27 protein-coding genes are annotated in these 25,410 nt (G+C 45.2%); 4 read left to right on the top strand and 23 right to left on the bottom strand.

Annotated elements, in window-relative coordinates:
- Positions 1–465: 465 nt before the first annotated feature.
- From U5R06_03030 to U5R06_03020, 3 genes are all read right to left on the bottom strand, one after another.
- A complete protein-coding gene (locus U5R06_03030; protein MDZ7721810.1) occupies positions 466–1,227 on the bottom strand; it encodes a GNAT family N-acetyltransferase in 762 nt (253 codons plus the stop codon).
- Positions 1,228–1,234: 7 nt separating this feature from the next.
- Positions 1,235–1,834 (bottom strand): hypothetical protein, encoded by a 600-nt coding sequence (locus U5R06_03025; GenBank protein MDZ7721809.1) that lies wholly within the window; start codon positions 1,832–1,834, stop codon positions 1,235–1,237.
- Positions 1,835–1,901: 67 nt separating this feature from the next.
- On the bottom strand, positions 1,902–2,726 hold the full coding sequence (locus tag U5R06_03020) for a hypothetical protein (GenBank protein MDZ7721808.1): 825 nt from the start codon (positions 2,724–2,726) through the stop codon (positions 1,902–1,904).
- Between the two features lie 631 nt (positions 2,727–3,357).
- Between U5R06_03020 and U5R06_03015 the strand changes: the two genes are divergently transcribed.
- From U5R06_03015 to U5R06_03000, 4 genes are read left to right on the top strand one after another with little or no spacing between them, the layout of a single operon-like run.
- Positions 3,358–5,490 carry a right-handed parallel beta-helix repeat-containing protein gene (locus tag U5R06_03015; GenBank protein ID MDZ7721807.1) on the top strand — a complete coding sequence of 711 codons (2,133 nt, stop codon included), beginning with the start codon at positions 3,358–3,360 and terminating at the stop codon, positions 5,488–5,490.
- Entirely contained in the window at positions 5,417–7,393 is a 1,977-nt protein-coding gene (locus U5R06_03010) for a choice-of-anchor Q domain-containing protein (GenBank protein MDZ7721806.1), read from the top strand. Before U5R06_03015 ends, U5R06_03010 begins: the two co-directional genes overlap by 74 nt.
- A gap of 25 nt (positions 7,394–7,418) precedes the next feature.
- Positions 7,419–7,676: a hypothetical protein gene (locus U5R06_03005; GenBank protein ID MDZ7721805.1), complete on the top strand. Its 258-nt coding sequence runs from the start codon at positions 7,419–7,421 to the stop codon at positions 7,674–7,676.
- The gene (locus U5R06_03000; GenBank protein MDZ7721804.1) at positions 7,642–8,559 is read left to right on the top strand and encodes a T9SS type A sorting domain-containing protein; all 918 of its coding nucleotides are present in this window, start codon (positions 7,642–7,644) and stop codon (positions 8,557–8,559) included. The genes U5R06_03005 and U5R06_03000 overlap by 35 nt, the downstream gene beginning before the upstream one ends.
- A gap of 92 nt (positions 8,560–8,651) precedes the next feature.
- Here U5R06_03000 and U5R06_02995 read toward each other — a convergent pair whose 3' ends face one another.
- The 20 genes from U5R06_02995 to U5R06_02900 form a co-directional block, all read right to left on the bottom strand.
- A complete protein-coding gene (locus tag U5R06_02995) occupies positions 8,652–9,455 on the bottom strand; it encodes a hypothetical protein (GenBank protein ID MDZ7721803.1) in 804 nt (267 codons plus the stop codon).
- A gap of 80 nt (positions 9,456–9,535) precedes the next feature.
- Complete coding sequence (locus U5R06_02990; protein MDZ7721802.1) at positions 9,536–9,778, bottom strand: hypothetical protein; 243 nt, start codon at positions 9,776–9,778, stop codon at positions 9,536–9,538.
- 280 nt (positions 9,779–10,058) lie between these two features.
- Complete coding sequence (locus U5R06_02985; protein MDZ7721801.1) at positions 10,059–10,190, bottom strand: hypothetical protein; 132 nt, start codon at positions 10,188–10,190, stop codon at positions 10,059–10,061.
- Between the two features lie 89 nt (positions 10,191–10,279).
- On the bottom strand, positions 10,280–11,008 hold the full coding sequence (locus tag U5R06_02980) for an NAD(P)-binding oxidoreductase (GenBank protein MDZ7721800.1): 729 nt from the start codon (positions 11,006–11,008) through the stop codon (positions 10,280–10,282).
- 106 nt (positions 11,009–11,114) lie between these two features.
- Positions 11,115–11,657: a T9SS type A sorting domain-containing protein gene (locus U5R06_02975; GenBank protein ID MDZ7721799.1), complete on the bottom strand. Its 543-nt coding sequence runs from the start codon at positions 11,655–11,657 to the stop codon at positions 11,115–11,117.
- Positions 11,658–11,834: 177 nt separating this feature from the next.
- Entirely contained in the window at positions 11,835–12,512 is a 678-nt protein-coding gene (locus U5R06_02970) for an alternative oxidase (GenBank protein MDZ7721798.1), read from the bottom strand.
- Positions 12,513–12,670: 158 nt separating this feature from the next.
- Positions 12,671–12,946: a cytoplasmic protein gene (locus U5R06_02965; protein ID MDZ7721797.1), complete on the bottom strand. Its 276-nt coding sequence runs from the start codon at positions 12,944–12,946 to the stop codon at positions 12,671–12,673.
- Positions 12,947–13,004: 58 nt separating this feature from the next.
- Positions 13,005–14,621 carry a GDSL-type esterase/lipase family protein gene (locus U5R06_02960; protein MDZ7721796.1) on the bottom strand — a complete coding sequence of 539 codons (1,617 nt, stop codon included), beginning with the start codon at positions 14,619–14,621 and terminating at the stop codon, positions 13,005–13,007.
- Positions 14,622–14,835: 214 nt separating this feature from the next.
- Entirely contained in the window at positions 14,836–15,537 is a 702-nt protein-coding gene (locus tag U5R06_02955) for a sulfatase-like hydrolase/transferase (GenBank protein MDZ7721795.1), read from the bottom strand.
- Positions 15,506–16,156 (bottom strand): sulfatase-like hydrolase/transferase, encoded by a 651-nt coding sequence (locus U5R06_02950; protein MDZ7721794.1) that lies wholly within the window; start codon positions 16,154–16,156, stop codon positions 15,506–15,508. The genes U5R06_02955 and U5R06_02950 overlap by 32 nt, the downstream gene beginning before the upstream one ends.
- A gap of 169 nt (positions 16,157–16,325) precedes the next feature.
- Entirely contained in the window at positions 16,326–17,876 is a 1,551-nt protein-coding gene (locus U5R06_02945; protein ID MDZ7721793.1) for a sodium:solute symporter, read from the bottom strand.
- Between the two features lie 112 nt (positions 17,877–17,988).
- On the bottom strand, positions 17,989–18,750 hold the full coding sequence (locus U5R06_02940; GenBank protein ID MDZ7721792.1) for a transketolase C-terminal domain-containing protein: 762 nt from the start codon (positions 18,748–18,750) through the stop codon (positions 17,989–17,991).
- Positions 18,662–18,925, bottom strand: a complete 264-nt coding sequence (locus tag U5R06_02935; protein ID MDZ7721791.1) for a hypothetical protein — start codon at positions 18,923–18,925, stop codon at positions 18,662–18,664. The genes U5R06_02940 and U5R06_02935 overlap by 89 nt, the downstream gene beginning before the upstream one ends.
- Complete coding sequence (locus tag U5R06_02930; protein ID MDZ7721790.1) at positions 18,926–19,801, bottom strand: transketolase; 876 nt, start codon at positions 19,799–19,801, stop codon at positions 18,926–18,928.
- Between the two features lie 185 nt (positions 19,802–19,986).
- Positions 19,987–20,505, bottom strand: a complete 519-nt coding sequence (locus U5R06_02925; GenBank protein ID MDZ7721789.1) for an alkaline phosphatase D family protein — start codon at positions 20,503–20,505, stop codon at positions 19,987–19,989.
- A gap of 17 nt (positions 20,506–20,522) precedes the next feature.
- On the bottom strand, positions 20,523–21,686 hold the full coding sequence (locus U5R06_02920; GenBank protein MDZ7721788.1) for a hypothetical protein: 1,164 nt from the start codon (positions 21,684–21,686) through the stop codon (positions 20,523–20,525).
- 108 nt (positions 21,687–21,794) lie between these two features.
- Positions 21,795–22,874: a hypothetical protein gene (locus U5R06_02915; protein MDZ7721787.1), complete on the bottom strand. Its 1,080-nt coding sequence runs from the start codon at positions 22,872–22,874 to the stop codon at positions 21,795–21,797.
- Between the two features lie 4 nt (positions 22,875–22,878).
- Positions 22,879–23,502 carry a dihydrodipicolinate synthase family protein gene (locus U5R06_02910; protein ID MDZ7721786.1) on the bottom strand — a complete coding sequence of 208 codons (624 nt, stop codon included), beginning with the start codon at positions 23,500–23,502 and terminating at the stop codon, positions 22,879–22,881.
- Positions 23,495–24,331 carry a fumarylacetoacetate hydrolase family protein gene (locus U5R06_02905; GenBank protein MDZ7721785.1) on the bottom strand — a complete coding sequence of 279 codons (837 nt, stop codon included), beginning with the start codon at positions 24,329–24,331 and terminating at the stop codon, positions 23,495–23,497. Before U5R06_02905 ends, U5R06_02910 begins: the two co-directional genes overlap by 8 nt.
- A 25-nt stretch (positions 24,332–24,356) precedes the next feature.
- Complete coding sequence (locus U5R06_02900) at positions 24,357–25,331, bottom strand: aldolase/citrate lyase family protein (protein ID MDZ7721784.1); 975 nt, start codon at positions 25,329–25,331, stop codon at positions 24,357–24,359.
- Positions 25,332–25,410: the final 79 nt, after the last annotated feature.

The following is a 25,410-nucleotide window of genomic DNA, read 5'->3' as shown; positions in this document are numbered from 1 at the left end:
TTCAACTCCTTTTAAATAATGGAAATCGATGGACTCCTCATCATTCGACCCATCTGATTGCAAATCAGGCAGATTTAATCCGTACCAGAACCACCAGAATGAATATGAGGAGGACAATAAAAACAAACCAAAGCCTCGCGGCTTTTGAGCGGGTACGCGTCGGGATAAATGTCATATATGTCAGATCATTGTACGCATGTCCGAATTGAAACTTGCAACAATTTACACACTGGCCTGCATTATTGTAATTTTCAAATCCGCATTTCGGATAAATTATAATTGACCGACATGGTCTTTGTGGTTGCTGATAATAATATGTAAAAGAGTGTCATAATTTTTTGATTTTTTATTATTTATATACACTCCAACAGTACGTACTGCAGTACGTACTCTTTGTTCTTTGCAAAGCCGTATTTACATGATGCAAAAAAAGCCGTCCGGCAAGACCTGAACACCAACGGGCGGTTAGCTCGCTTTTATTTCTTTTTTTAAAATATTCTTGAACCGCGTTACCGAAATATAACGATCCGCCAGTAATTTGCCGTTATAGACAAGATTGAATGTCGCATACAGCGAAGGCGCTTTTTGGGCTTGCTTTGCTGTTTTGATTTCAATAATATGGGGCTCCAGATGTTCATTGGCCAGAACCGGCTTGACTTCTTCCATAAACCGCGCAACCCAGGGACATTGTTTCGAATAAATGATATTCAATCCCTGATAAGAGTTCAACACCGACTCCCAGTCGTTGATGTGCGGCAGCGGTCCCTTGTCGAATGTCTTGACCAGCAGCTGTTCCTTTCCGGATTCTTCAAGCAGTTCATAACCGCGCTTGACAAATATCTCCCGGTTGGCCATAAAGGCTTTGTCACTGGTTAATACAGCAACACCGTGCATATCTTTGGCATCCCGCTCCACTTCGGCGATCAGTTCAGCGCCCAGACCCTGATGCTGATACTTTTTGCCGTTGGTCCACAGACAATGGATGAACATATAGCCGTTTGCCTGAACCGAGCGCCAGCAATATTCGCCGGGGACGTATTCGATAAATCCGACCGGTTTCTTTTCCTCCTCGATGAACAGCAATTTGATGCGCAAACCGTTTTTAAACTGTTGGTCCAGCCATTCGATCTTTTTGTGGTAAAACTCGTGCTTGGGATTGATAAAACAGATCACCTGCGGATACTCGGCCAGATTTTCAGCGGTGACGTTGACGATTCTGGTTTTCATGATTGATCTATCCTTTTTCATCCTGTTCAATGAATGTATGCTTTGTTACAATGTCAGCTTTTTCCATCCGGTTGATCGCAGTAAAATCAGCAAATGACGAATGGGCGGTCAGAAACCACTCGCCGGATTCATAATCGAGCACATCCTGTTTTGTCGACAGCCAGTAAAAATTGATCAGGGGCGTTTTGTCTGCAGGCGTTTTCAGTCGCAAATCCAGAAAATAAATATTCTCACAGCATTGCACCACCGGAAGCGAATACAGTCTGTATGACTGATTTGCTCCGATACGGATTTCTATGGTTTTGGCAAACAGTTCCCTGCCGTCCATCGCGAGCATGCGGATTTCGGCCGACAGGTCCTCAACGGCCTGTAAATAATCATTAATCAGATAGATGCTGTGATCTTTATAATGGTACACCAAATTCAGGGGCCGACAGCCGTTTTTCGCCCCGTAAAAAGCGCCGTTGGGCATCAGATACCAGTCGTACAGCTGCCAGAGCATCCCGGGCATGGCTGAATTCAGCATCCACTGGATAATTCCCGTTGCATTGGATCGATTGACATGAAACGCCTCAAACATGGCACGCATGGCTTCATAATTGGCCATTTGCGCTTTAAACGCGAACGAACCGATGTCTGGTCTGAGAGTTGTTCCGCCTGCATCACCCGCATATTCATGGTGTAAAGGTCGGGTTCACCCAGATGAACCGGCCACCAGATCCGGGGGTATTGATATTCAAATCCGCATAGTCGGATGGGTGAAAACAAAGTTTCCGCGTTTCGTTCGGCTGCAGGGAAAATTCCTGATTCAAGACAATGTTTTCGATCTTGATTTCAGCCAGACCGGACACGGGCTCTTGCGCATGATTGGTGATCTCGGCCGAAACGGTCAAAGCCGCCGTTTCCAGGGTTTCAACATCCAGATCCGATTTGACAAACCCGTTTTTCAGGGACACGGCGCCGGATTGCAGCAGTTTGACCGGCCGCCAGATGCCCATATTCTGATCCGGAGGCCAGGGATTCCAGTCGACAAAGCCGATGCTTAAATCACCCGGTTGAGGCGGAAAAACCTCGAGCGCCAGCGCGTTTTCGCCCTGTTGCAGATGTTCCGTGACCTCAAATTCAAACATCCGGAAACAACCCTGCACCTCGTTGAAATCCGCGATACAGACGCCGTTGAGCCATATATTTGCTTTATCATTCAGTCCCTCGAAAATTAACCGATAATAGTGTGAATCATCTATGGCATCGAGAAAAAACGTTTTCCGGTACCACCAGGAAACCTTGAAGGGTTCGACTGAAATGTGATCCAGATTATCACTGAAATACACGTTTCTGTAGACCTTGTTTCTCACCAGCGCCGCCATGACGGTGGACGGGATGTCTGTTGGCAATGCATCTTTAACGTCGAATCCGGGCAACGACACTCTCTTTTTGTCCGATTCAAGCTCACGGGACGAAAAGAGCAACCAGCCTTTTAAAATGTTAATTTCGTGCATAGAGATATCCGTTTCCGGGCGTTTTGCTACCCCCGGCCGGTGACCGTGGGGGGTCTGCCTTCCCCGGCCCCGATACCTGCGAGTGTTGTTCATATCCTCAGGAGATGGATTCTCCATCTATCCTGCGCGTGGATAAAGTCGATATCATCGCAAAAAGATGCCTTGAAATAATACCGTTAAATCGCAATTCTGTAAACAGTTTTCACCTGTGCCGGTTATCGAGGATAAACCGTACTGAATATACGGTTTTTACGGTTTGTGTTCAAGTAACAAAAGTTAAAAAAAGTAATTGCATTTATTTCTGTTGTTTCATAGATTCTTTCAAGGACAATTATCTGCATTTAAATTCTCCTTCCTTTTTGCAAAATGCTCTTTATATGGACCTTTGATTGATAATCTGTCACACAGGCGCGGATTCAAGTTTACGATATCAATAACTAGACATTAGAATATTCGGTTCTTTGATTACGGGAGCAGAATCATGAAAAAAGTAACAACATTTTTAATTTTCGTCTGCTTTATTCAATGCTGTTTATTGATTTCAACAGCAAACAGTCAGGAGAATAAAAGCCACATCTTTTCTAAAAGTTCCGATCCACCCTCCGCTCTTAAAAAATCATTCAGCACACACATGATAAATAAAGACAGCACCAATGAGCTATACTGGTTTTATAATCCCGAATTCAGAACAATCGGTATTGAATATGAAGAATCCCGGGATTTTTTCTGGACTGTACACGAGACCCAATCGAGCAGTCACTCCCCGACCATCTTTTCACTGGATTATGTGGGTGATACGGTATGCGTGATTATCGACACCCTTTGCCTCTCGGAAATTAATCCGGGTTGGCCCTGGCAGCTGGACAACCGCACGGGCATCGATGTTATGCCAAACGGTAATCTGCTCTTACCGGATTATAATGGAGATTTATCCTATGCCGATGACAATATTGTCGAAATCAGACCTGACGGCACCATTGTCAATGCCTGGGAAATGGATGATGAAGTGGGCAGCAATGACTCGCGGGACAACAGTGAAATTGACAGTATCATCGATATTGCCGTGATTGCGGCCAACGATGACTCGATTCACGCCTTTGTCACCGCCGCCTATGATGACTGGCGTGTTTATGAAATTGTACTGTTCCGCACCGGCGAATGGTGGACCCCGAACAGCTGGTACACGCTATCGGTGGACTCGAATTTAGGCTTTTCTGAAAAAGATGACAATCTCGGGATTGATGTAATCGGGGATACAGTTGTGATCTCCAGCTGGGATCATCTAAGAGCCGATTTCTACGATGTGAATTTCAATTTTATCGATTCCTTAAGAATGTACGGTGAACACAATGGCGGTTATCACTCGGGGATTTGTTTTATACCGACGAATGATACACTCCAGGCCGGTGCAACGGACTTTTCGTCAGACCTTAGCGCCGTACACAACACAAACTTTATCCTGAATTCTCCTCCCGAGATCAGTGATATCCCGGATCAGACAGGGCAGGAAAATTCAGACATAGGTCCGCTGGATTTCAGTGTCTTTGATACACAAACGGATGCCTATTCACTGATCGTCACTGCATCCTCAAACAACCAAACCTTGATTCCGGATGCGAATATAAGCCTGGGCGGCAGCGGAGAAGACAGATCCATTACCCTCACCCCGGCTGCCGATCAAAGCGGTGAAGCAGTTATTACCGTTACTGTGGAAGACGGAGGCGGTCTCACGGCATCGGACGAATTTGATGTGACCATTTATGCCACGGCTTCCAATATTTATATTGATCCCGCAGCAGGAGAGGATGATGGTGCACGCGACGGTTCCTCGAGTGAGCCGTTTGCCACACTCAGTTATGCCGAATTTCGTGCAAGCGACGGCGACACCCTGAATCTAAGCGGCACCCTGACTGCCGACGGCATAGCTACAGACCACAAAGGTGTCGAGATTACAAAAAATCTTTTGATTCGCGGCGAGGCTGCTGATCAGACTGTTATGCAGGGACATTCATCGAGTGCATCCAGTTCCGACCGGCGCTGCCTGACCATTGCTGCCGGGAACTCGGTAACTGTGAGAGATATGACCCTGCGTTACGGGAATGGCGGCACCACGGGCGGCGGGGCAGTGCTCAACAATGGATCACTCACCATTGAAAACTGTATTATCACAGACAATATCACAACCGGCGCATCTAATTACGGCGGCGGTATCTATAACAGCGGAGTATTGTCGGTCATCAACAGCACCGTCAAAAACAACACCTCGGGCGCCAGCGGCGGGGGTATCTATTCCGCTCAGGATATAACGGTAAAAAAATCCACGATATCCGGTAATACAGCCGCATCCGACGGCGGAGCTCTGGTATACAGCGCATCAGATGATAATCTCAACCTGACCTTAACCAACTGCACGATTTCCGCCAACACCGCCACATCAGGTAACGGCGGCGGCCTGCATATCAGCGCCGGAGGAGCCTATACAGCTGCGGCGACCATCACAAATGCCACAATCGCAAACAACACCTGTGGCGGCAGCGGTAACGGTATCTATGAAGAAACAACGGCTGCATCGGCGACTGTGAGTTCTGCTTATACCAACACCATCCTGGATAACACCGGCAGCAGCGGTAATTATGCGCAAAGCGGCAGCGGAACGCACAACCTCAGCCGCAATTACAGCATCTGCCGGGATGCCAGTATGCCTGCAGCCGGAACCGGCAATCAAAACAACACAGAATATCGTCCTTGGACCACTGGCAGATAACGGCGGTGATACTCAAACTCATGCCATATCAGGAGACAGTCCGGCTGTGGATTCCGGAACTGAAAAGGGTGTCCCCAACACCGATCAGCGCGGATACGTCCGTCCCCAGGCCCTGGGTTACGATATCGGAGCATTCGAACGCGTCCCGAAAGTATATTTTGTCAATTCCAGTACGGGATCCGATGACGCGGCACACGACGGATCGTCGCTGCTCCCCTGGGCAAGCATCAGCTATGCCATCAGCCGATCCAAAGTCGGGAACGGTGATGTCATTAATATCAACGGAACCTTCACAGGCGAGGGGTCTGCGATCGACGGCATCACGGTGAACAAATCACTGACCCTGCAGGGACAACCGTTAACCGAAACGATTGTTCAGGCACATGCCACAGACGCCGCGTCTGCGGACCGGCGCTGTTTTACAATTGCCGCGGGCGCGGTAGTCACTTTACAATTTTTGACGATTCAAAACGGTAATCCCGGATCGAATAACGGCGGCGGTATTCTCAACAGCGGCAGATTGAATATTGAAAGCTGTACTCTAAAAAACAATATTGCAGTGAACGGAGGCGGCATCTATTCCGAGACCATACTGCAGACCAGTTATTCCACAATATCAGGCAACACAGTTAGCGGCAATGGCGGTGGCATTTATACATATCTCTCAGATCCACAGTCGGTGAGCAGCGGTATTGATCCGGCAGGAGATATTCATTTTGGAATGGTTAATTGCACGGTCGCAAATAACAGCGCAGGCTCTCTGTCTGGTAACGGCGGCGGTTTTTATATGCACGCCAGCTCTGTAACCAGGACGACTCTATTGAACGCCAGACTGATCAATGTCACACTGGCGGACAATACATGCGGAAGTTCCGGCTCGGGAAGCGGTCTTTATCGCCTTGCAGAGACCACCTCGGAATCGTCACAGACCCATTTGTGGATCACCAACTGTATCATTTCAAATGGAACGAGCAACAATTATGCGGACGGCACATCCGGCTCAAATGCAGGCCATAGCCTTGACCGGTTTGCCACATTATGCCGGGATGCGAGCATGGACACTGTAAACTCGGGTAACCTTAACAATACAGATCCGCAGCTGTCAATTCTTGCAGATAATGGCGGCAATACCCGCACCATGGCACTGCTGGCAACCAGTCCGGCTATTGACAGCGGCACCGAAAACGGAATATTACACCAGACAGATCAACGCGGGCTTTCGCACGTAAATGAACCGGACATGGGCTCTTATGAATACGGGTCCTTTACTCCCCTGCTGGTTGAGACTAAAATATTTCTGCAGGGCGCCTACAATAGCACAGCAGAGGAAATGAATACATCCGTATCTGTCCCCATCCGCTCACCTTATCAGGAGGATGAGCGCACTGTGAGTTCAGTTCCGGATGATATTGTAGATTGGGTGCTGGTTGAACTGCGTTCTACAACGGACGGTGCAGCAGTGGCATCAAAAAGTGCATTTTTACGCAAAGACGGGCTTGTGGTTGGGGATGACGGGACGACGACCGCCATTGAAATGACCGCAGCGCCGGGGAACTATTATCTTGTCATCAAACACCGCAATCATCTAACAGTCATGAGTGATGAAAAACATACACTGAGTGTCGGATTATCAACACTATATGATTTTACAATGGATGAAAGTTCGGCTTTTGATAAATATTATGGCGGTGATGCTGCTGTACTTGAAACCAGTGTTTATGGAATGTACGGCGGTGAAACCAATAATACCGGCACAATCACTACGGCAGACAAGGCGCCTGTTGTGAATGATTTGAATAAATCAGGTTACCATACAACAGATACCAACTTTTCAGGTACGATTACAACAGCTGACAAGGCATTGATCGTGGAAAACCTGAACAAATCCACTGCGGTCAACTAGAATACCTGTGGGCGAGGAGAATATTATGAAAAGAACATTCAAACGATTTTCGATTGTATTGATAGTTGTGCTGACTATGGCATCTACTGTTTTTTCACAGATCACCGTACAGGTGTATATAGAAAACGCTCAGGTCAACAGCGGAACATATTCATGGGAGATTCACTTTAAGCCATTATCCGGTTGGATAGAGGATGGCGGCGGCGAGAGTTACCTGGCGGAAGCTTCTTATTATTTCAACTATAACAATGCGGCATTATCCAGATCCGGTAATCACCTATAGCAATCCTCTATGTGACGGCAGTCATTACACCTCAACCACCGGCATAACAGCCGGAAAAGTGTATGTATCGCAAGTGGCAAAATTCAACAGTGAATCACAGTTTATCCAGGGAACAAAGTATCATATGTATACCGTCGAGATGGATATCACTGACAACAGCGCGACTTCCGGACTGGATTGGGATCACCTCAACAACACCGGCATCGAAAATGCCGCAGGGGATGTGGCTGATGCCAATGATATCACCTTCTCCGGCAGCGGTGATATTTCACTACCCGTTAATTTATCTGCGTTTTCTGCGTTATGTACATTAAACGGAATAAAGTTAAAATGGACATCAGAAAGTGAAATCGACAATCTGGGCTATATCCTGGAAAAAAAATTAGGGGATACAGTGCAGTGGCAGACAATTGCATCCTACAAAACCCATCCCGAACTGATCGGACAAGGCAATTCTTCCTCATATGCAAATTACACGTTTACGGATATCAATATATCCACAGGAGATGTCTATACGTATCGTCTTTCAGATGTCAATACAAAAGGGGAACAAACGGTTTTGGGAACAACCAAAGTCACAGTGACACAGGACATTCTCCCCAAAGTCACAGGTCTATTACCCGCCTGGCCGAACCCGTTCAATCCGGTAACCAGTATCAAGTATCAACTTTCTTCATCGGAACAAGTCAATCTAAAAATCCTTGATATTATGGGTCGTACCGTGAAATCCCTGGTGCAAGACAAACAGCAACAGGCAGGCAGTTACACGCTGACCTGGAGCGGAAAAGACGCCCGGGATATAAAAGTATCAAGCGGTGTTTATTTTGTTTTACTGCGCGCTGGAAAGTTTACAAAATATCAAAAAGTGTTACTGGTTAGATGATTCAAAAAAGATTGGACCAGCATAATATGTTTATCAGTATGTCCGGCATTCATGTATTTCGCTTAACCGTAACACTCGGAAAAAAAAGCTGTTCAAGGTAAAGACACCGCTTTGACAGAATGTACCATTTTACGCAGTTTTTTTGACATTTCTTCTTCATCGTCCGGTTCCACAACCCTTTGACGGGCATACTCAGCCGTTGCCTGCAGCATCTCCATCAGCTGCTTGGCTTCCAGAGGGGTCATTCCGGTTGTTTCGATACCCTGTTCGATTTCGTTCAGATCATGACGAATGGCATGCATCGTTTTGCTGACTTTTTGCTTATCCGGTTTTGCAGTCTCGGGCGGAGGCGCCATCAGATCGGTTATAATCAACCCGTTTTCCTTTTCCCGCATATACGTCTTTTTTAGCACCTGTTTAATCTGTCCGCCGAATGACATTCCATAGGGTTTGACAACACCATCATAAACAATTCTACCTTTAAACGGCAGTAGAACCGTTTGCAGATAAACCGGCAGCGGTTTGCCCTGAAGAATTGTCTCAAACGGCTCGCCGAGCGCCAGCACAGCGTAAACCCTTTCATCCTTGATGAACACCGCATACTTTTTAAGCAGCCGCTCGACGAAAAATTCACCGGATATAAACTGTTTCCATGAACGGATAATTGACACCTCTTCTTCACCAAACCCGAAGGGATTTTCAGCTGCGAACTCATCAATAATATCAATATGTTCGAACAGCCAGTCCCGGACAACTACTTTCTGTAATTGAGTGGTATCCAGAAAATCGTCAAAACTTTCCACTCCGTCAATCAGATCCTGGGTCTGACTGATATAATACTGCAGGGGCAGCATTAACTGAAAAAACAGCCTTGCATCGTTTTCGGATAATTTCATAATTCCTTTTTAAATGTTGTTGGGCTTTTTATTTAGAGCATCGTAAAAATATAACAATTGAAAGCCAGAAAATAAAGGTTTTATTGATAAATCACATAAACACCGCTGCCCGTCCCGATCCACAGGTTATTTTCAGAATCAAATGCCAGTTCAGAACCTGATGAGATGGGAATATCGGCCTGTTCATTCACGGTCCAGCAATAGGCGCGTTCTCCGGGTGACAGATAAATGGATTCAACCCGGGCGGGTTTGAAATCAGGTGCCGTTTCTTTCATGCGTTTGGCAAACTGATGTCTGAGAATTTTTCGGTATCCCCGGCGCATTTTTGCTTTCTTTATGTTTCAAATTCAGATGAGACTGAAATACAATTAATCCTGAATTCAAAATTCAGTTACAAACACGTTTTTGACTCGTTCACTCTACGACCCCTGCTGAACTCCCGGTATACCCCGCCTCTGATCCGTATCATGCACATCGTAAAGAACAACCCCGTTCGTGCTCCGCCGTTTAATGGTTTTTTTATTTAAACATTTTTACCGAATTTTGCAAGAAAATATTTTATTATTCGATAATAGATCAATCCCGGCAAACGTGAATGTTTGTTTAGCCGCTTCGAATGACAAATACATTCGAATTTTCTGCAAACAGCAGCAGGTTTGCCGCGCCCATGCGATCGCCGACCCGGGCATAACAGGTGGTTGACAGTCCGGCAATACCGCCTCCGACGATCATCATACTCTTTCCCATGTCTTCTGTGATTAAAATAGCGTCAAATCCCTGCAGATCGTGAACGCTGCAGCAGCATTGACCCCATGCTGTGCGTTTTATTCACCGGATTCCTGATTATAGATGACCGGCATACATCCCTGCCAGCGTGACCAGAGCTCGTCACGGGTGATCAGATCAGCCATAAAATGTCCCACGTTGATGCGGCTGGTGGCGCCGGCATTAAAAATGGCGCTGCGTATCGGCGATTCGTACACCTTGTACTCTGATACCGTGTTTTCATCGATCAGGCTGTCCGGACGAACAACCACCCATTCGATCTTGTCATCATCTTGACCCACTTTTGTACGCAAATAATCCGCTGCGGTTTCATTGTCCCCATGCGGCGGCAGCAACAGGCGAATCAATCCGACAACCCATGTTTCCCCGACAGGAATCGTTTCAAGCTCAGGATTTTTATATCCAGCGGTGTTCATGAGCACAAATTTGACCGGCTTTGGCGGATGATTGGCCCGGATCGCGTCGCATAACCGGCGTACTGCATCGGCTACAAGTCGGCGCGGCCGGCCGTACATACCTTTGAAACTCAGGTTATGTCCCAGACAGGACACCACGGCATCACAGGATTGCGTATGCCGGATCAGTTCATCATCATCCAGATCCAGGATCGGCGCATGAATAAGGGTGATATGGGGGTGATTGCGAACCGCATCCGGCAATTTATCAGCAGACCGGACGATTGCCCGCACACAATGTCCGCGATCCAACAGCTGTTTGACCAGCCACCGCCCGGTTGCGCCGGTGGCGCTGGCGACGAGAATGTTCATATGCTTCCTCCTGAATTGTCTAATCTCAAATTCTGTAATTTGTTATAATCCGGATCAAAGAACAAACATTTTTTTGTAATAAAAGACACAGATTCTATAATCCGGGTTATTTGATCAACAGCATTTTTTTGCATTGAACGTGTTCCCCGGCATCCAGCCGGTACAGATATACCCCGCTGGTCAAGTCTCTGCCCTCAAATAAAACAGCATGAGCCCCCGGTACGAACAGGCCGTCCACCGGAGTCGCTATGTTTTGACCCTGCATATTGAAAATTTGCAGTTTTACATACTGCTGACGGGGCAACGAGAAACGAATGGTTGTAACCGGATTAAACGGATTGGGAACATTCTGCTGCAAATGAAATCCGGATGGCACTGCAAAATCGGCAACACGGGAAACCGGTGAGTTTGAAAGTTTTAACGTGGATTTCATGAGCATAACCGTATATGGATTCCATGTGGACAGGGTGTAATACAGAGTGGTGGTGGAATCGGTTCCGGTTGCCAGTTCGTCAAATTGATACGGTCCGTATTCACCGACGAGTTGTGAGATTTTCACCGTACTGCCGGTAACATATTCGACCTCTGGCGTTTGTGACACTACAGATGTCGCAAGAACAATTGAAAACAGAATAAAAATGGATTTCACGGGGGCTCTCCTCATTATATTGTGATGATAGCATGCTTTGCGTTTTCAGACAAATATTTTCCTGCCAATCATGCGTCAATAAACGCGTTTGCCCCCTCCTGTCCCCTGTTTTCAATAGTAACACTTGCATCCGGAGCTTTTGTCAATTTACCGATGGATCACTCTTGAATCAAGGCTTTAAACTGTGGGCAGATCAGGCATGCCGCCATATTTCACAACACGTTCCGGCTTGCCGCATAAGACAAAACTGTTATTCATGTGATCCCGTTCATCCAGTCCAATACGCCTAAAGATATCGGCCCAGTTATCCAGATTTGCATATTCCCTGACTTTATTCGTAACAGGTTCATTTTCCCATTCAGGATGTTCGTCCACAAATTGTGCATAGACGTGTTCAGCATGATCCTCAAATTCTGCATTGAACAGAAACGCTCTGCGAATGCTCACCAGAGCCACAAGGCGCGTCAGGATAACATAAACAGTAACCATAACAAAGGGGAAAACAGGGAACAGATACCAGGGCTCTTTTACGCCATCTTTTTTCATTTTCTCATCAATGACCATCAGGTGCCAGAATTCGTTGTCCTGCGCTTCTCGACTCCAGTTTAAAATATTGGATGCTTCTTGAACCAACTCTGAATTTCGGTAGCATCGTGTCATTCGAGCGTACTGGCGAATTTCCCAGGATCGGTAAGGGATGCTTGCCAGCATCTCTATGAGTTTGGCCTTGGCCAAGGTAATTTTTTTACCGGTGATCAAGTCCATAGAAAAGAAAAAGGCTTTTGCCGCAAGCGAATAGGGATATCGGGGTCTCTCTCTGGATGCGTGTTGTTCTTTCTTTAGATTGACATTCATATTCTCGGGTCTCCTTGTACTCATTGAACATGATTAACCCATAGTGAGCTTTACTATTTACTCATTTTCATGCAAAAATGCAAAGATAAAGTTAAAGCATCTATTCCCCACACGTTCCCACCCTGCATTACCGGAACGATTATTCTTCTCCAGGAACTCTACTCGCGAAAGAACCATTTATCAAACAGGGGGTCGTAGCGCAGCAGATAAATCTCGTCATCCGTGGTTCGAACTTTGAAATAGTACAAGGCAGGTCGGCTCGAGTCGAGTCCGCCTTCGTACCATCGATCCTGTATGTCGGTGATTTTGACGCGGCGGTCCTGAAAAACAAGAGCTGTCGGAGCCTCATTGGCTTTGCTGCCGCTGTAGCGCTCGACCTGGATGCGTTCCCATAACAGATTGAGCTGTTTAATTGTGGACTTTTTGATAGCCATGGTTCTGCTTTATATCCGGATTTGAGAATCAAGGTCTACACTCTCAAATTCTGGAGACCTATTCTCTTGTTTCCCACTCTTTCTCTTTTGTCGGACTTTTGGTTTTTAGCTCTTTGTTGATGATCCGCGCGATTAATCGCTGGGCTTCTGTTTGGGGATGGATACCATCAGCGGCATAATAGTCCCAGACAGGCCGCAGTCGGCTATAAACATCAATAAACGGGCAATGCGTTTTTTCAGCGATTTTTTTAAAGCGTGGATAAAGCCAGGCAATACGTTCAGCCCCGCCGTGATATTTTTCACGCATTATTTTATCTTTTCCCTGGGGCGGAGGCGAGATCAGATAAATATCAGGATTCGAAACCTTATAAAGCGGATGTTGTTTTATGCAATTGATCAGTGTTTCCATATATTCAGGAACTTTGTGCAGTCGTTCATCAAAAACCGCTTTGCAGTCGTTTGTGCCCAGCATGATAAGAATCGCATCAAGACCGTCAAGCTGTTCATAGGCATCCTCGATATAAGTGTTGATATTGCGAAGCGTGTTTAATTTCTGATCGCCCAGATTATCAAAACCGATGGTATTTCCAGAGATACTGGTATTGTAAATAAAATCATTATAACGCATCTTTTTCAATTGATTAACCCAGCCCGTTTCCGCCTTGCCGTTCGAATCACCGACCGCCAAAATACGCCTGGCAGGTACATGATCCAATGCAACTTTAGGCAGTATCTCGTGTCCCCCCTCAAAAATCACAACCTTTACCAAATCTTTATACATTTTTTCATAATGGATCGTTCTGCCTCCCAGAGTTTGCTTGTCAGGCTTCAGGGTGTTGCGCATGCTTGTCATTTCAAGCATATCCCGAACAGGGATCAGGGCATGGGTCTCTGCGATATCAAAATCGCGTACCACCTTGTTATAAAACAAAAGAGATTGAGTAATCGGCACCGAGCCTTCATAACCGTCATGAATGCCGGCATATAAAGCAAGTTTGCTCCGTTTCCTGGACATCGGCGTCTGCATATAATACGGTGAGCGTCTGACAGCCTCATCCTTGTTAAAAGAAAACGTGCCTTGCTCGTACTGCTGCCATGTTACAGTCGATTTTTCGATATCCATGGCGTATTTCCGGCCTCTGGCTTTGGATTCGTGGTACCATTTCACCAGATCGGAGATTGGCACCCAGGCGGAGAAGGACTTTATTGCGTAGTTTGATTTCATAAAAGCCAGCAATGTGGCATATCCGCCGCCGCTTAGGCCGATCACATGGATCTGCGCTGTATCAACCTCGGCATTGTTTATCACATAGGCGATGGCATCGTCAATATCCTGAATAGCCAGAGGACTGCCACAGGCGTCCGGATTGTTGTTCGGTCCCCGGAAATGCGGATGAATGTAATGATAATCCCGTTCAATGCACATTTGTGACAGGGTATCTTTCTGTTCATATCCATTGCTCCAGGTGTGCAGACTAACAATGAGTGGACGCGCCGCTGACCCTCCGGCATTGTAGAAATAGGCCGGCTGCGGTTGACCGTCGATTGAAGATTTGATTTCAATTTTTCGGCATTCAGGCGGCCAGTCTGACGATGCTGCCGGACTCGGCCTTTGCTGTGCATGCACAATTACTGTCAATACCATAAATACAAAAAACAGCATTGTCATTCTCATGATTCTCCTCATGTTATTAAAAGAGCCTGCTATTCACATACACAACGAGTTAAAGCAAGCTGTTGTATCCACGCTCAGGTTCCGGCTGTAATCCCAGACAAACAAGAATCGACACCACTTGATCAACCATCTTTTTTGTATGCGCGTTTTGGGCTCAGCATCGTTAAAATTGATACAGAGCACAGCATGATATACTTGATAATGTGTTTATCGATCAGTTGGTGTCACAAAGGCTGAGAATTTTTACTAATTTTGTTCTCGCCCTTTTGCTCGCTGCTGTATCATGATCTATCGGTGATTGTTCCAAAGGATCACGTTTCATATCATAAAACCGGCCGTCGCGGTAGAGCTTGAAATGTTTTGTGCGAACCCAGGCCTGTCCATCCCATTGGCAATAAGACCACTTTCTTGAATTTGGATTCTTTTGACCCAGAATTTGCGGTAAAAAACTAATGCCGTCAATAGTCAGATTTTCAGGCGGCAAAGTATGAGCCAAGTCGGCAAAAGTAGGCAGAAAATCAGTAAAATCGACCAGATCATCGCAAACCGTCCCTGCCGGTGTGGTTCCCGGCCAGCTGGCGATCAACGGCACATGGGTACCGGCATCTGTGAGCTGTTTCTTGCCTCCGATAGCTTTTTCACCATTCACAATTGAATATAAAGGCTCTTTTATATATTCGCCATTCTCATATCGTGAAATAAAAGCAGGCGGAGTTCCGTTATCTCCTGCGAACAAAATCAGCGTATCCTCGCATATCTTCAACTCGTCGAGTGTTTTTACAACTCGTCCGATCAGTATATCCATTGTTTCAATTAGCTCCTTATAGGTCTGATAGCGTCCATCAGGGCCGGTGGGCGGCGGTGAAGGCAAGTCATTGCTGATCTCATGCGGCAGGCACATAGAATAATAGGCCAAAAAAGGGGAATCCCTGATTGTTTCTGATGAAATCGGTTATAAATTTGCAGAATATATCCGGGCCATATTGATCATCCGGTTCTTTTCGCGGTTTGCCGTTTTCGTAGATAAACGGCCCGTAATAGCGCGGGCCTTCATGCCACCCATACACACAGCTCTCATCAAAGCCCATTTTCTGAACATGATCCGGTTCATTTTTTTGCAAAACCATTTGCCATTTCCCGGCAATTGCGGTTTTATAACCGGCATTTTTTAAAACATGAGCAAAGGTTCGTTCTTTATCCTTCATTGCCCCCCATCCGATATAATTACGAAAACCGTATTTGCCTGTTAACAGTTTAACACGCGAAGGCGCGCATGCCGGGGAACTGTAACACTGTGTGAAACGGATACCGCGACGGGCAAGGGCGTCAACGTTCGGCGTTTTGTACGTCTCACCGCCATAAACTCCCGGAATTTCACATCCCAAATCATCCGCCAGTATAAATATAATGTTCGGCTGCTTGGATTTCTCTTCCGTCGCGTTTTTAGACGAACAGTTAACCCCTGTTAAAACAAGTGATGATACAGTCAATACACTCGTTTTGAGAAAAGACCGACGATTGCGATAATACGCCATTCATTTATTTCCTTTTTGTATGCAGTACAACGATAGTCCAAATCCGACAATTGTTTCCAATTTTGGCCATTTTTTGAATTCGTTTTTCACTTGTTTATTCATCTCAAAATCTCCTCAGTCCAGTATGGTCAGCAGGTTCGCCTTGATGATTAAATAGCAAAACCTGGTATTATTGACCAGCGCGCCGTCTTTTGTACCAGGCATGGATGGTCAAATCTTCATGCACCTCTGCATGGGGGAAGAATAAACTGGCAAAATATCCCACAAAAACGATGATCAGATGAGAATAAACACCAATCATATATTTATGATGCGGGAAATTCCACTTGCCCAAATCCAGCAAAATCATCCCATTGAATTCATTGGATGTCAGCACGGCATACCCTGTGAACAAGATGGTCAGCACAATAGCGATGTACAAGCCTTGCTTGTTGGCACGTTTGGAAAGAGTGCCGAGGATAAAAATACCCGCAATTCCACCTGAAAAAATAGCGTATAATGCAAAGATAATACCCAGTATTCCTTCACTACCCAGATAGACATAAAGAGAAGCCACTAATAAACTTATAAATCCAAACACAACAGTCACACCCTTGCCGAATTTAAGTTTTTGTTGATCCGTGGCGTTCTTTTTTAAACGAATATAATAATCTTCAACAACAATAGCCGACAAGCAATTCAAATCAGAGTCCAGACTGGAGATAGAAGCAGCCATCAATGCTGATATGATAAGGCCGGTCAAACCTATCGGAATTTGAGTTAGAATAAAGTACGGGAAAACAGCATCCGAGGCAATGTTGGCCGGCAGCGATTCCGGTGTGGCTTTATAGTATACAAACAAGGCTGTTCCGATAAACATAAACAGCGTCCAGACCGGCAAACTGACAAACAGTCCGATCAAAGAGGCTTTTTCGGCATCCTTTTCTGATTTTGCGGCCAGATACCTCTGAACAATCGTCTGGTCGGTTCCATATTTCTGTATGCCGTAAAACAATCCGTTAAAAACCATGACCCAGAACGTCAGACGCGTGAAATCCCATGCATAGGGGGCAAAGCTGATCCGCTTATGTTTAATGGCGACCTCAAACAGGTGAACGATACCTCCGTCGATCGAAAACAAAATGATTCCAATCGCCAACAAACCGCCGCCGATCAATAAAAAGCCCTGAATCACATCAAGCCAGATCACACCTTCTATCCCCCCGCGCAGGGTAATAAAGATCACAGCCAGGCCGATCACCCAAATAATCAAAAGGGTATTGAGTCCCGTCAAACTGGCCAGGGCAAGGCCCATTAAAAAGAACACCGTTCCCATTTTGGCGCCGTGGGCAAACGCAAACGCTAATGAACTATACAGACGCGCTAAAAAGCCGAATCGTTTTTCAAAATACTCGTATGCGCTTATGCCGATCACCTTGCGGTACAGCGGCACAACAAACCATACAAATCCTACCAGGACAACAACCACCATGATTCCCTGAACCAGCAAAAGCCAGTTATCGCTGAATCCCTCTCCCGGATAGGCCAAAAAGGTAACACTGCTGATGAGTGTTGCCATGATTGAAAATCCTACAGCCCAGGCCGGGATAGACCCGCCGGCGGCGTAATAATTATCTGTGCTGGTTTGTTTATTGGCAAATCGATTTCCAATGTACAAGGAAACCAGCAAAGAGATACCAATTACCAGATAATCCAGCCAATGCAATGCTTGATCGTACATGTTTCCTCCAAAAAATTAAGGTTTTAATAAAACAATAGCTATGATCTTTGTTTGTAATGCTTTAAGAACAGAAAAGTCAGCAAGGTATTGATACTGCATACCTTTACTCTTTTTACTTTTGCAACAAGGTCAATGCTTCATTGGCGATATCCGAGTGTGTCAGTCCGAATTTCTCTTTCATTTCCTCGTTTGATCCAGACTTGCCGAACACATCGCGGACTCCCACACGTTTCATCTTCGTGGGCCGGTTTTCAGACAGCACTTCTGCAACAGCAGAGCCCACACCGCCGTATATATTATGATTGTCTACTGTAAGAATATAACCTGTATCCTGGGCCGCCTGTATGATCGCTTTTTCATCAATCGGTTTGATAGAGCTCATATTTAACACTCGCGCCTTGATGCCTTTCTTGCTCAGAATATCGGCTGCTGCAAGGGTATCACCGATCAAATCTCCATAACCGATCAATGTGATATCCTTCCCGTCGCGAAGCGTCAATGCCTTGCCCAATTCAAATTCATAATCATCCGGGACATATTGCGGAACCGGATCGCGGCCAATGCGAATATACATCGGCCCGTCATAGGTCAAAGCATACCGCAATATGGCTTGCGTTTCCCGGGCATCCGCCGGCTGAAGAACCGTCATATTGGCGATCGCGCGCATAATGGCAATATCTTCCAGTGATTGATGCGACGCGCCGTTCTTGCCCACAAATAGTCCGGCGTAAAGTCCCATTATTTTTACATTCAATCGAGGCAGAGCGATCGAGGTGGTGACTTGATCACAGGCGCGTCTGGAACAAAAGGTACAAATCGTCGATACGAAAGGTATGAGACCGGTGGTGCTCAGACCGGCCGCAATGCCCATCATATTTTGTTCCGCGATACCAATCTGATAAAAACGTTCGGGGAATCGGTCTTTCGAATGAATTTATTTTTGAAGCCGGATTAAAATCGGCATCCAGCAACACAATATCCTCATTTTGTTCCGCCAATTCTATCAACGTCTGCCCCAGGACATCCCGGGGTGCGATTTGCTGATTCATCTATTTCACTCCTTCCATAATGGCGATTGTTTCGTCTATCTCTTGTTGCGAACAGCCAAAGTGCTGCAGGGTACTTTTGACCTGATCTTTTGTAAATGACACCGAATGACTTTGCGCCTGATCTTCTACATGGGTAATCCTGAATCCCTTGACCGTATGGGCGATGATTATCACCGGTTTGCCTTTGATTTGTCTGGCCTGATCAAACGCGTTAACAAGCTGCGCAATCGAATGCCCATTCACCTCAAGCACATACCAGCCAAATGCCTGCCATTTATCACGGAGCGGCTCAAGCGGCATGACATTCTGGACCCGATCGGATAGTGAAAATTTGTTATAATCCAAGACAGCACACAGATTATCAAGCTTGAATTTCGGCGCGCTCATGGCCGCTTCCCAGATTTGGCCTTCCATGGATTCACCATCGCCGATCACCACGTACACACGACTATTCTTTTTTTGTTTACGCAGCCCCAGAGCCATGCCGATTCCGGCGGAAAGCCCCTGACCCAGCGCTCCCGTGCTCATTTCAATACCCGGACAAAAACCCAATTCCGGATGCATTTGCAGCGGACTGTTGATATGATGCAGCGTCCATAACATGTCTTTGGGGATATAATCCAATTCCGCAAAGGCAGCGTACTGAGCAGGACACGCATGACCTTTGGACAGCACGAACCGGTCGCGTTCCGGATAGTCAGGGTTGCCTTTTTTTACATTCATTTCGTGAAAATATAATACCGTGACAATTTCCGTTATTGATGACGATCCGCCGGCGTGGCCGGTGCCGGATTTTGCGATCATTTTCACCAAATGCGTCCGAATGGTGTTGGCTGTTTTTTCCAATTCCTCTATTTTTTGAACAGGCGCGTTCATCAGGTAAACTCCTATTTTTTATGGGTTACATTGATCATTAATCACTGTCTTTAGATATATATACACTGACAACGCAGATCATTGATCGACACGAGAATCTATTGTCGTTGTCTCATGCCTTTTCTGTTATTGCCTGACGCGTTCTCGGCTGCTTTACAGTTTCGACAGTGTCTTGCAAAGGATCGTTATCTGTTCGATTGCAGTTCATCCAGATCAACTGTGATACGACCCTTTGACTGGTTATCAATACTGATAATATTGAAACCTATTTTATTTTGACTCAAATCAAACTCGAGTAATCCAAAAGAACATTTTTCATTATATGCAATTAACGCCTCGGGCATGACCGGGTGAGTATGAATATTCGTCAGTCGCGAACTCTGAAATTCGTAAAGCGGGTAATCATGATCACGTTCAATCTTCCAGACATCGGTTCTATGGCGATCCGCTGAGAGGAGAATGACTCGGTCAATTGTATGGTCCGTCAAAAATTTAAAAATCTCCTGCCGTTCAGCTTCAAATCCTGCCCAGGTATCTTTACTTCCCGGTTTTGCATCTAACGCCCATGGCACAGATGATACGATTACTTTTACTTTGGCTTTAGATTCAAGAATTTTTTCTTTCAACCATTTCTTTTGATCCGGCCCGAGCATTGTCCGCTCTTCCTTGTAAGGATTCGTTCTATAAAACCGGCAGTCGAGCATAAACAATTCAATCTCGCCTATGGAAAAATTAAAATAACTGCCGGGCGCTTCTCCAACCCGTTAAATGGATTAACCCATTGTCTTTCAAAATGACGCAGCATCGGCAGTTTCCATTCAGGCTTGTCAAGGTAAGGTCCCATCCAAATATCATCTATGGCCGCATCGTGATCATCCCAAATTGCATAGATGTTTGTGCTTTGCAGAAATCTTTTGTATTCCGGTCTTGATTGTCTGCGATAATACGTATAATCATGAAAAGCGCCGGGCATTTCGGGAAGGTCGACATATACATTGTCGCCGAGCATCAAAAAAGCATCCAATGAATAAGACGCAAGCGTATCCCAGATTCTTTCATGCTTATCCGTGTACCCGGCACCGCCGCCAAAACCTATTGCAATTTTATCCTTATAACTTTCCGGATAAGTTTTGAGAGAGTAGTTTTTTGCTGTTTGTTTTCCATCAATCGAGATTTGAAAAGTATATTCAGTATCCGGTTCTAAACCGGTGACAGGAATTTCCACGCTGTAATCATTCACTGCTTCTGTATTCCCGCTAAAAGCGCCAATCACATCTCTGTTATTTTTACTGACAACAATTTCCACCTCGGATTCGTCAGCAGTACGCAGCCAAATTCTGGCGCTCGTCGTTGTAACAGCGCCTTTCATGGGTCCGTGAATCAATTTTATATCTTTTTCTTTTTTGAGATTTTTGAAATAGTCGGTTTCATAAATCGGTTGGAGCAAATCTTTCGGTCCGGCCAGATATCTGGTAAACGGAAGCCCGTTATGTAAAGCAAGCTTCATATAATAGAGCGCCGAATCGATTTCACTTTTTTGGGAAAACGCAATGGATAAATTGAAACAGGATTCCAAATCATGGGGCTGTACATCAAGTGTATTTTTACAAATGCGAATGGCGTTATCAAAATGACCATCCAAAATTTCCAGTAATTGTCTTTGCCCCTGGCGCTTGTAATACTTTGATGTGGCATTTTCTGAAAACATACGCCGGTTCCATTCATTTTCACTGCCGTAATAAGCGTATTCCGCATTTTCTTCAAACGCATCGGGCGGAGCAAATTGTCCGTATTCACTTAATGATTTGAATTCATACTCTTGTTGCTGACATCCAGCTATCAAAAAACCAATGCAAATAATGACTATAATTTTACAAGATCTCACAACTCCTCCAAATCTTTCATTTTAAAAAATATCATTCTCAGAACACGTAAACATCGGATCATGAGTTTAAAAGATAGTCAAAAACTATACGGCAATCAGAACTATTCATCATTTCTGTTCCGAAAACTCTTGACATAAATCCATAGCAAACATGATCTTTTCATCGGGAACATCACATTCGATATCAGGCATTCCAACATCACAGGGAGCGAGGTTTTCTGCAATGAATTTAAAATCGTTTCTGATTTCCTGATTCGTTTTGTTTTTCAGATCTATAGATTTATACAGACAGTTTCTTCTCGCTTCAGGAAACACCTCACGCGCCTTGTTCAGATCAGAATCAATGCCCATGTCAATATAAGCGACATTGGGTATTTGTGAATAAGGGTCCAGATAGGGTGTAACCGTCCATGCACAATTGTGGACACCGATAATCGGGAATTCACTCGCAATCTTTTGATCGTATTTTAATAATCGGGATTTATATACCTCGGGACCGACCATATTTACAGTACAGTTGGCGATTGTAGAAAAATCATACATTTGACCGTATTCCCGCTGTTTCGCATAGAGGAGGTTTACGCCCTGAATGAATGTGTCGGAAATCACATCAAGCAGGTGATCTGCGGGCCCGGCCTGATCCATAAGATCAAGAAAAACAGATTCGCCTCTGAATCGAAAAGCAGTATTCAGGTTTCCCTGCCAATTGAGAAAACCTCGCACGCCTCCTGTAACCTTGTAAATCCGGTCAATCTGATCAAAAATATTCATGAAAAATGCATTATTTGATAAATCAGGTACCTTGAGTGATAAAGCATCATCATCGGTCAATTTTGCGCCTTTGGGCACCGGCCATTGACTCTGGGAATAGTGCAGCGGTCTGTTAAAGATAGAATCAAGAATCCCGATACCATAAATCCCGGTTAACAGATCATAAGGTTCGTCTTGCAATGCCTCGCCGATATTATAGCCCGGAAAACGTTTTCTGATTTCCCGGCGCATCGTTTCATGACATTTCAATCTAAATCCGACATCGGTATGCCACTTTTCAGAAAAATCAATCCCGCAAAATTTATGAAACCATGATGGATTAAAACCGACTTCTGGACGCATAAACGCTTCATCGCCTGTGGCAGGTGTTCGAATTGGAGGAGCTCCCAGCGCAATATAATATTTCAATTTATCCATTCCATTATCCTTTGTTTATATTGTCACTTGAGCTTATAGCATCAGTGATCAGTTCGTCGGCTATGTTTTCATGGTACGTGTGAAATGACAAAATGGGTTCTCTTACCTTTGCTGTGTTGAATATTCCCTGGCGATGCACCAATCTCTTGTTAAAATGAATAGAAATATCAAGATGCTGATGCGAGAAGGAAATAATGGGCAGGAGTTTATGAAATAGAATCTTTGCTTTTTCTCGTTTTCCAATGTTATGTAAATGATATATCATTCCATAAACATCATGCAGAATGGTGGGCATAAAGGCATCTACACCTCGATCAAGAGCTTCAATCATCTGCGTTCCTGCCCATCCACCCGAAAGATTTAATCTTTCATCCTGTGATCTTGCCGTCGTGCAGCAAATTACCGGCACTTTTCCATCAGTCTTGTTAACGACGGTCTCCGCTATTAAACGTTTTTCTTCATGACCGAGTTTGTTTACTTCTGCGGCTAAGCCTAAAGCGAGAAATCCCGAAACCTTGCACTTTAATGAATGCGCAACATATCTTTCAAGTGAGTCGGTATCAACTCTATTCTCTAAAGTAAACGGGGTGTTTATGACCCCAATAATATCTTTAAGGCTTTCATTCACAAGTTTTTTCCCGCTCATTGGATATATAATTTGTTAGTCTACCAAGTCCTTCAATCTCAACAGAAACTATATCCTTATGAGATGCAACAAATGACTTAAAAGTCCCGGTCATTATGACATCACCGGGATATAATTTTACGATTTTTGTCAAGTCAGAAACAATTTTTGCCGGTGAATAGAGTAGATCATTGGTACTGCCATGATAAACAGCATTCATATTCGTTTCAGGATTTTGGATAGAAACAGTCAAGCTCTTGTCCAGCCAATCAACGTTTGTCCACACAAAAGGTCCAAAAGGCGCAAATCCATCACCTATTTTTAAAGCTGCAGCAAGAGAAGGATCCTGATAATCAGGGGTATCTCCGGTTGCCTCTACAAAAGAATCGGCAGATCCCATAATATCGTTTCCAACAGTAAAGCCAAAAATGGCTGCTTCCGCTTCCTGCTCATCTGAATCTGCAATCGGCTTGCCGATAATGATGGTCAATTCACATTCTACTTTGACTTTATCTAACGCAGCCGGCAAAACAATCTCGTCTCCGTCTGATGCGGCAGAAGAGGCCGGTTTTAAAAACCATCTTACAAACTTTGGCGGTGTCTTGTCTTGCCATGCTTGTTTATAGGCTTTTACCAAACCGATTATTTTCGCAGGCTCGCTGGGATACAAGAGTTTGACCTGGGACAATTCACAAGTAATGCCAGTGAATTCAATTCCAAACCAGGGCGCCTTCTCAAGCTGATGAATGGTATTATCCTCATACTTGCCGTAATACGTATTGCCATCTTTTTTGTATCTGCAGAAAATTGATTGTTGTGTGTTTTTTGCCATTTCGGATAATTCCAGTCTTAAAATATTACCAGGGCATCTCTCTTTTGGTATACACTCTGCCGACTTGCGCCGCTTGTTTATTACTTCCGGCTCCAATCATTACACCTTTATCAACACGTTTTTTGACATTATCCGGTAAAACATTGTCCAGGAAATAAAGTCCATTTTTTTTGCACAGGGCAAGCACACGATCGCCGGCTTCGGCAACACCTTCCGGTACAGGAGGATCCGCTCTGCCTTCAAGATAGCCGAGTGAAAACCCGAAATCCCGAGGGCCGTGTTCTGCAAATGCCAGTCCGGGTATTTGTAATGTTTCTTTTGCATGACTCAGGGCGTGCGGGTCTTCAATCTTTACACCCAGCATTATTTCACCGTTCGGATTTAGCGGCCAAACGTCGGCTTTTTTCAAGTATTCTTCCTCATCAAGCCCCCAAACCCATGCGGCAAATCCATGGCTTCCCCAGCCGCGCAATCCTTCTCCGATCACATCGATTTTTTGCTTGTGAACAGGATAACGTGCAGTTTGAACGTATTTTAAAACTGCCTTTGGATCCCGGGCGCGCGGTAAATGAACACCGTGGACACCTGTTGCCAATGCTTGCTGAACAATCCAGGAGCTTCCCATAAACGAAACCGTATCAGTACCAAGCACCGGTACGACAACGACCACAGTGGGTGTTCTATGTCCGCTTGGCGTGGGGCCTCCGTCTACCAGTCCGCGCATGAAATCCCGCAAACGTGAGAAATCAAGCGGACGATGTTCCATATTATAAACAATATAATCCGCCCAGGTCTGCGCCATTTTCACGCCTTCCTCATAACCGCCGGTGGTTTGAGCGCCTTTATAATAGACCGGCTGTCCCGCATTGAACAGTTCAATGCATTTGTTTATCCTTTGCGGTGTATAGTTTGAATCCACAAAGCTCTGCTGAGCGATTGCTAATGACGAGCAGGTTATCAGAATAATAAAAACGATACTTTTCAAGTTTTTCAAATACATAGCATTCCTCCGTTAATGATTCAAAGTAAATGTTGGCAGTATATTTAATGATGTAACACGGGGAAAATCTCCCCACACT

This window comes from candidate division KSB1 bacterium (assembly GCA_034521575.1).
Classification (GTDB): Bacteria; Zhuqueibacterota; Zhuqueibacteria; order Residuimicrobiales; family Krinioviventaceae; genus JAXHMJ01.
Note: the sequence above shows the minus strand (reverse complement) of the source record. Positions and strands in the feature narration are given on the sequence as shown.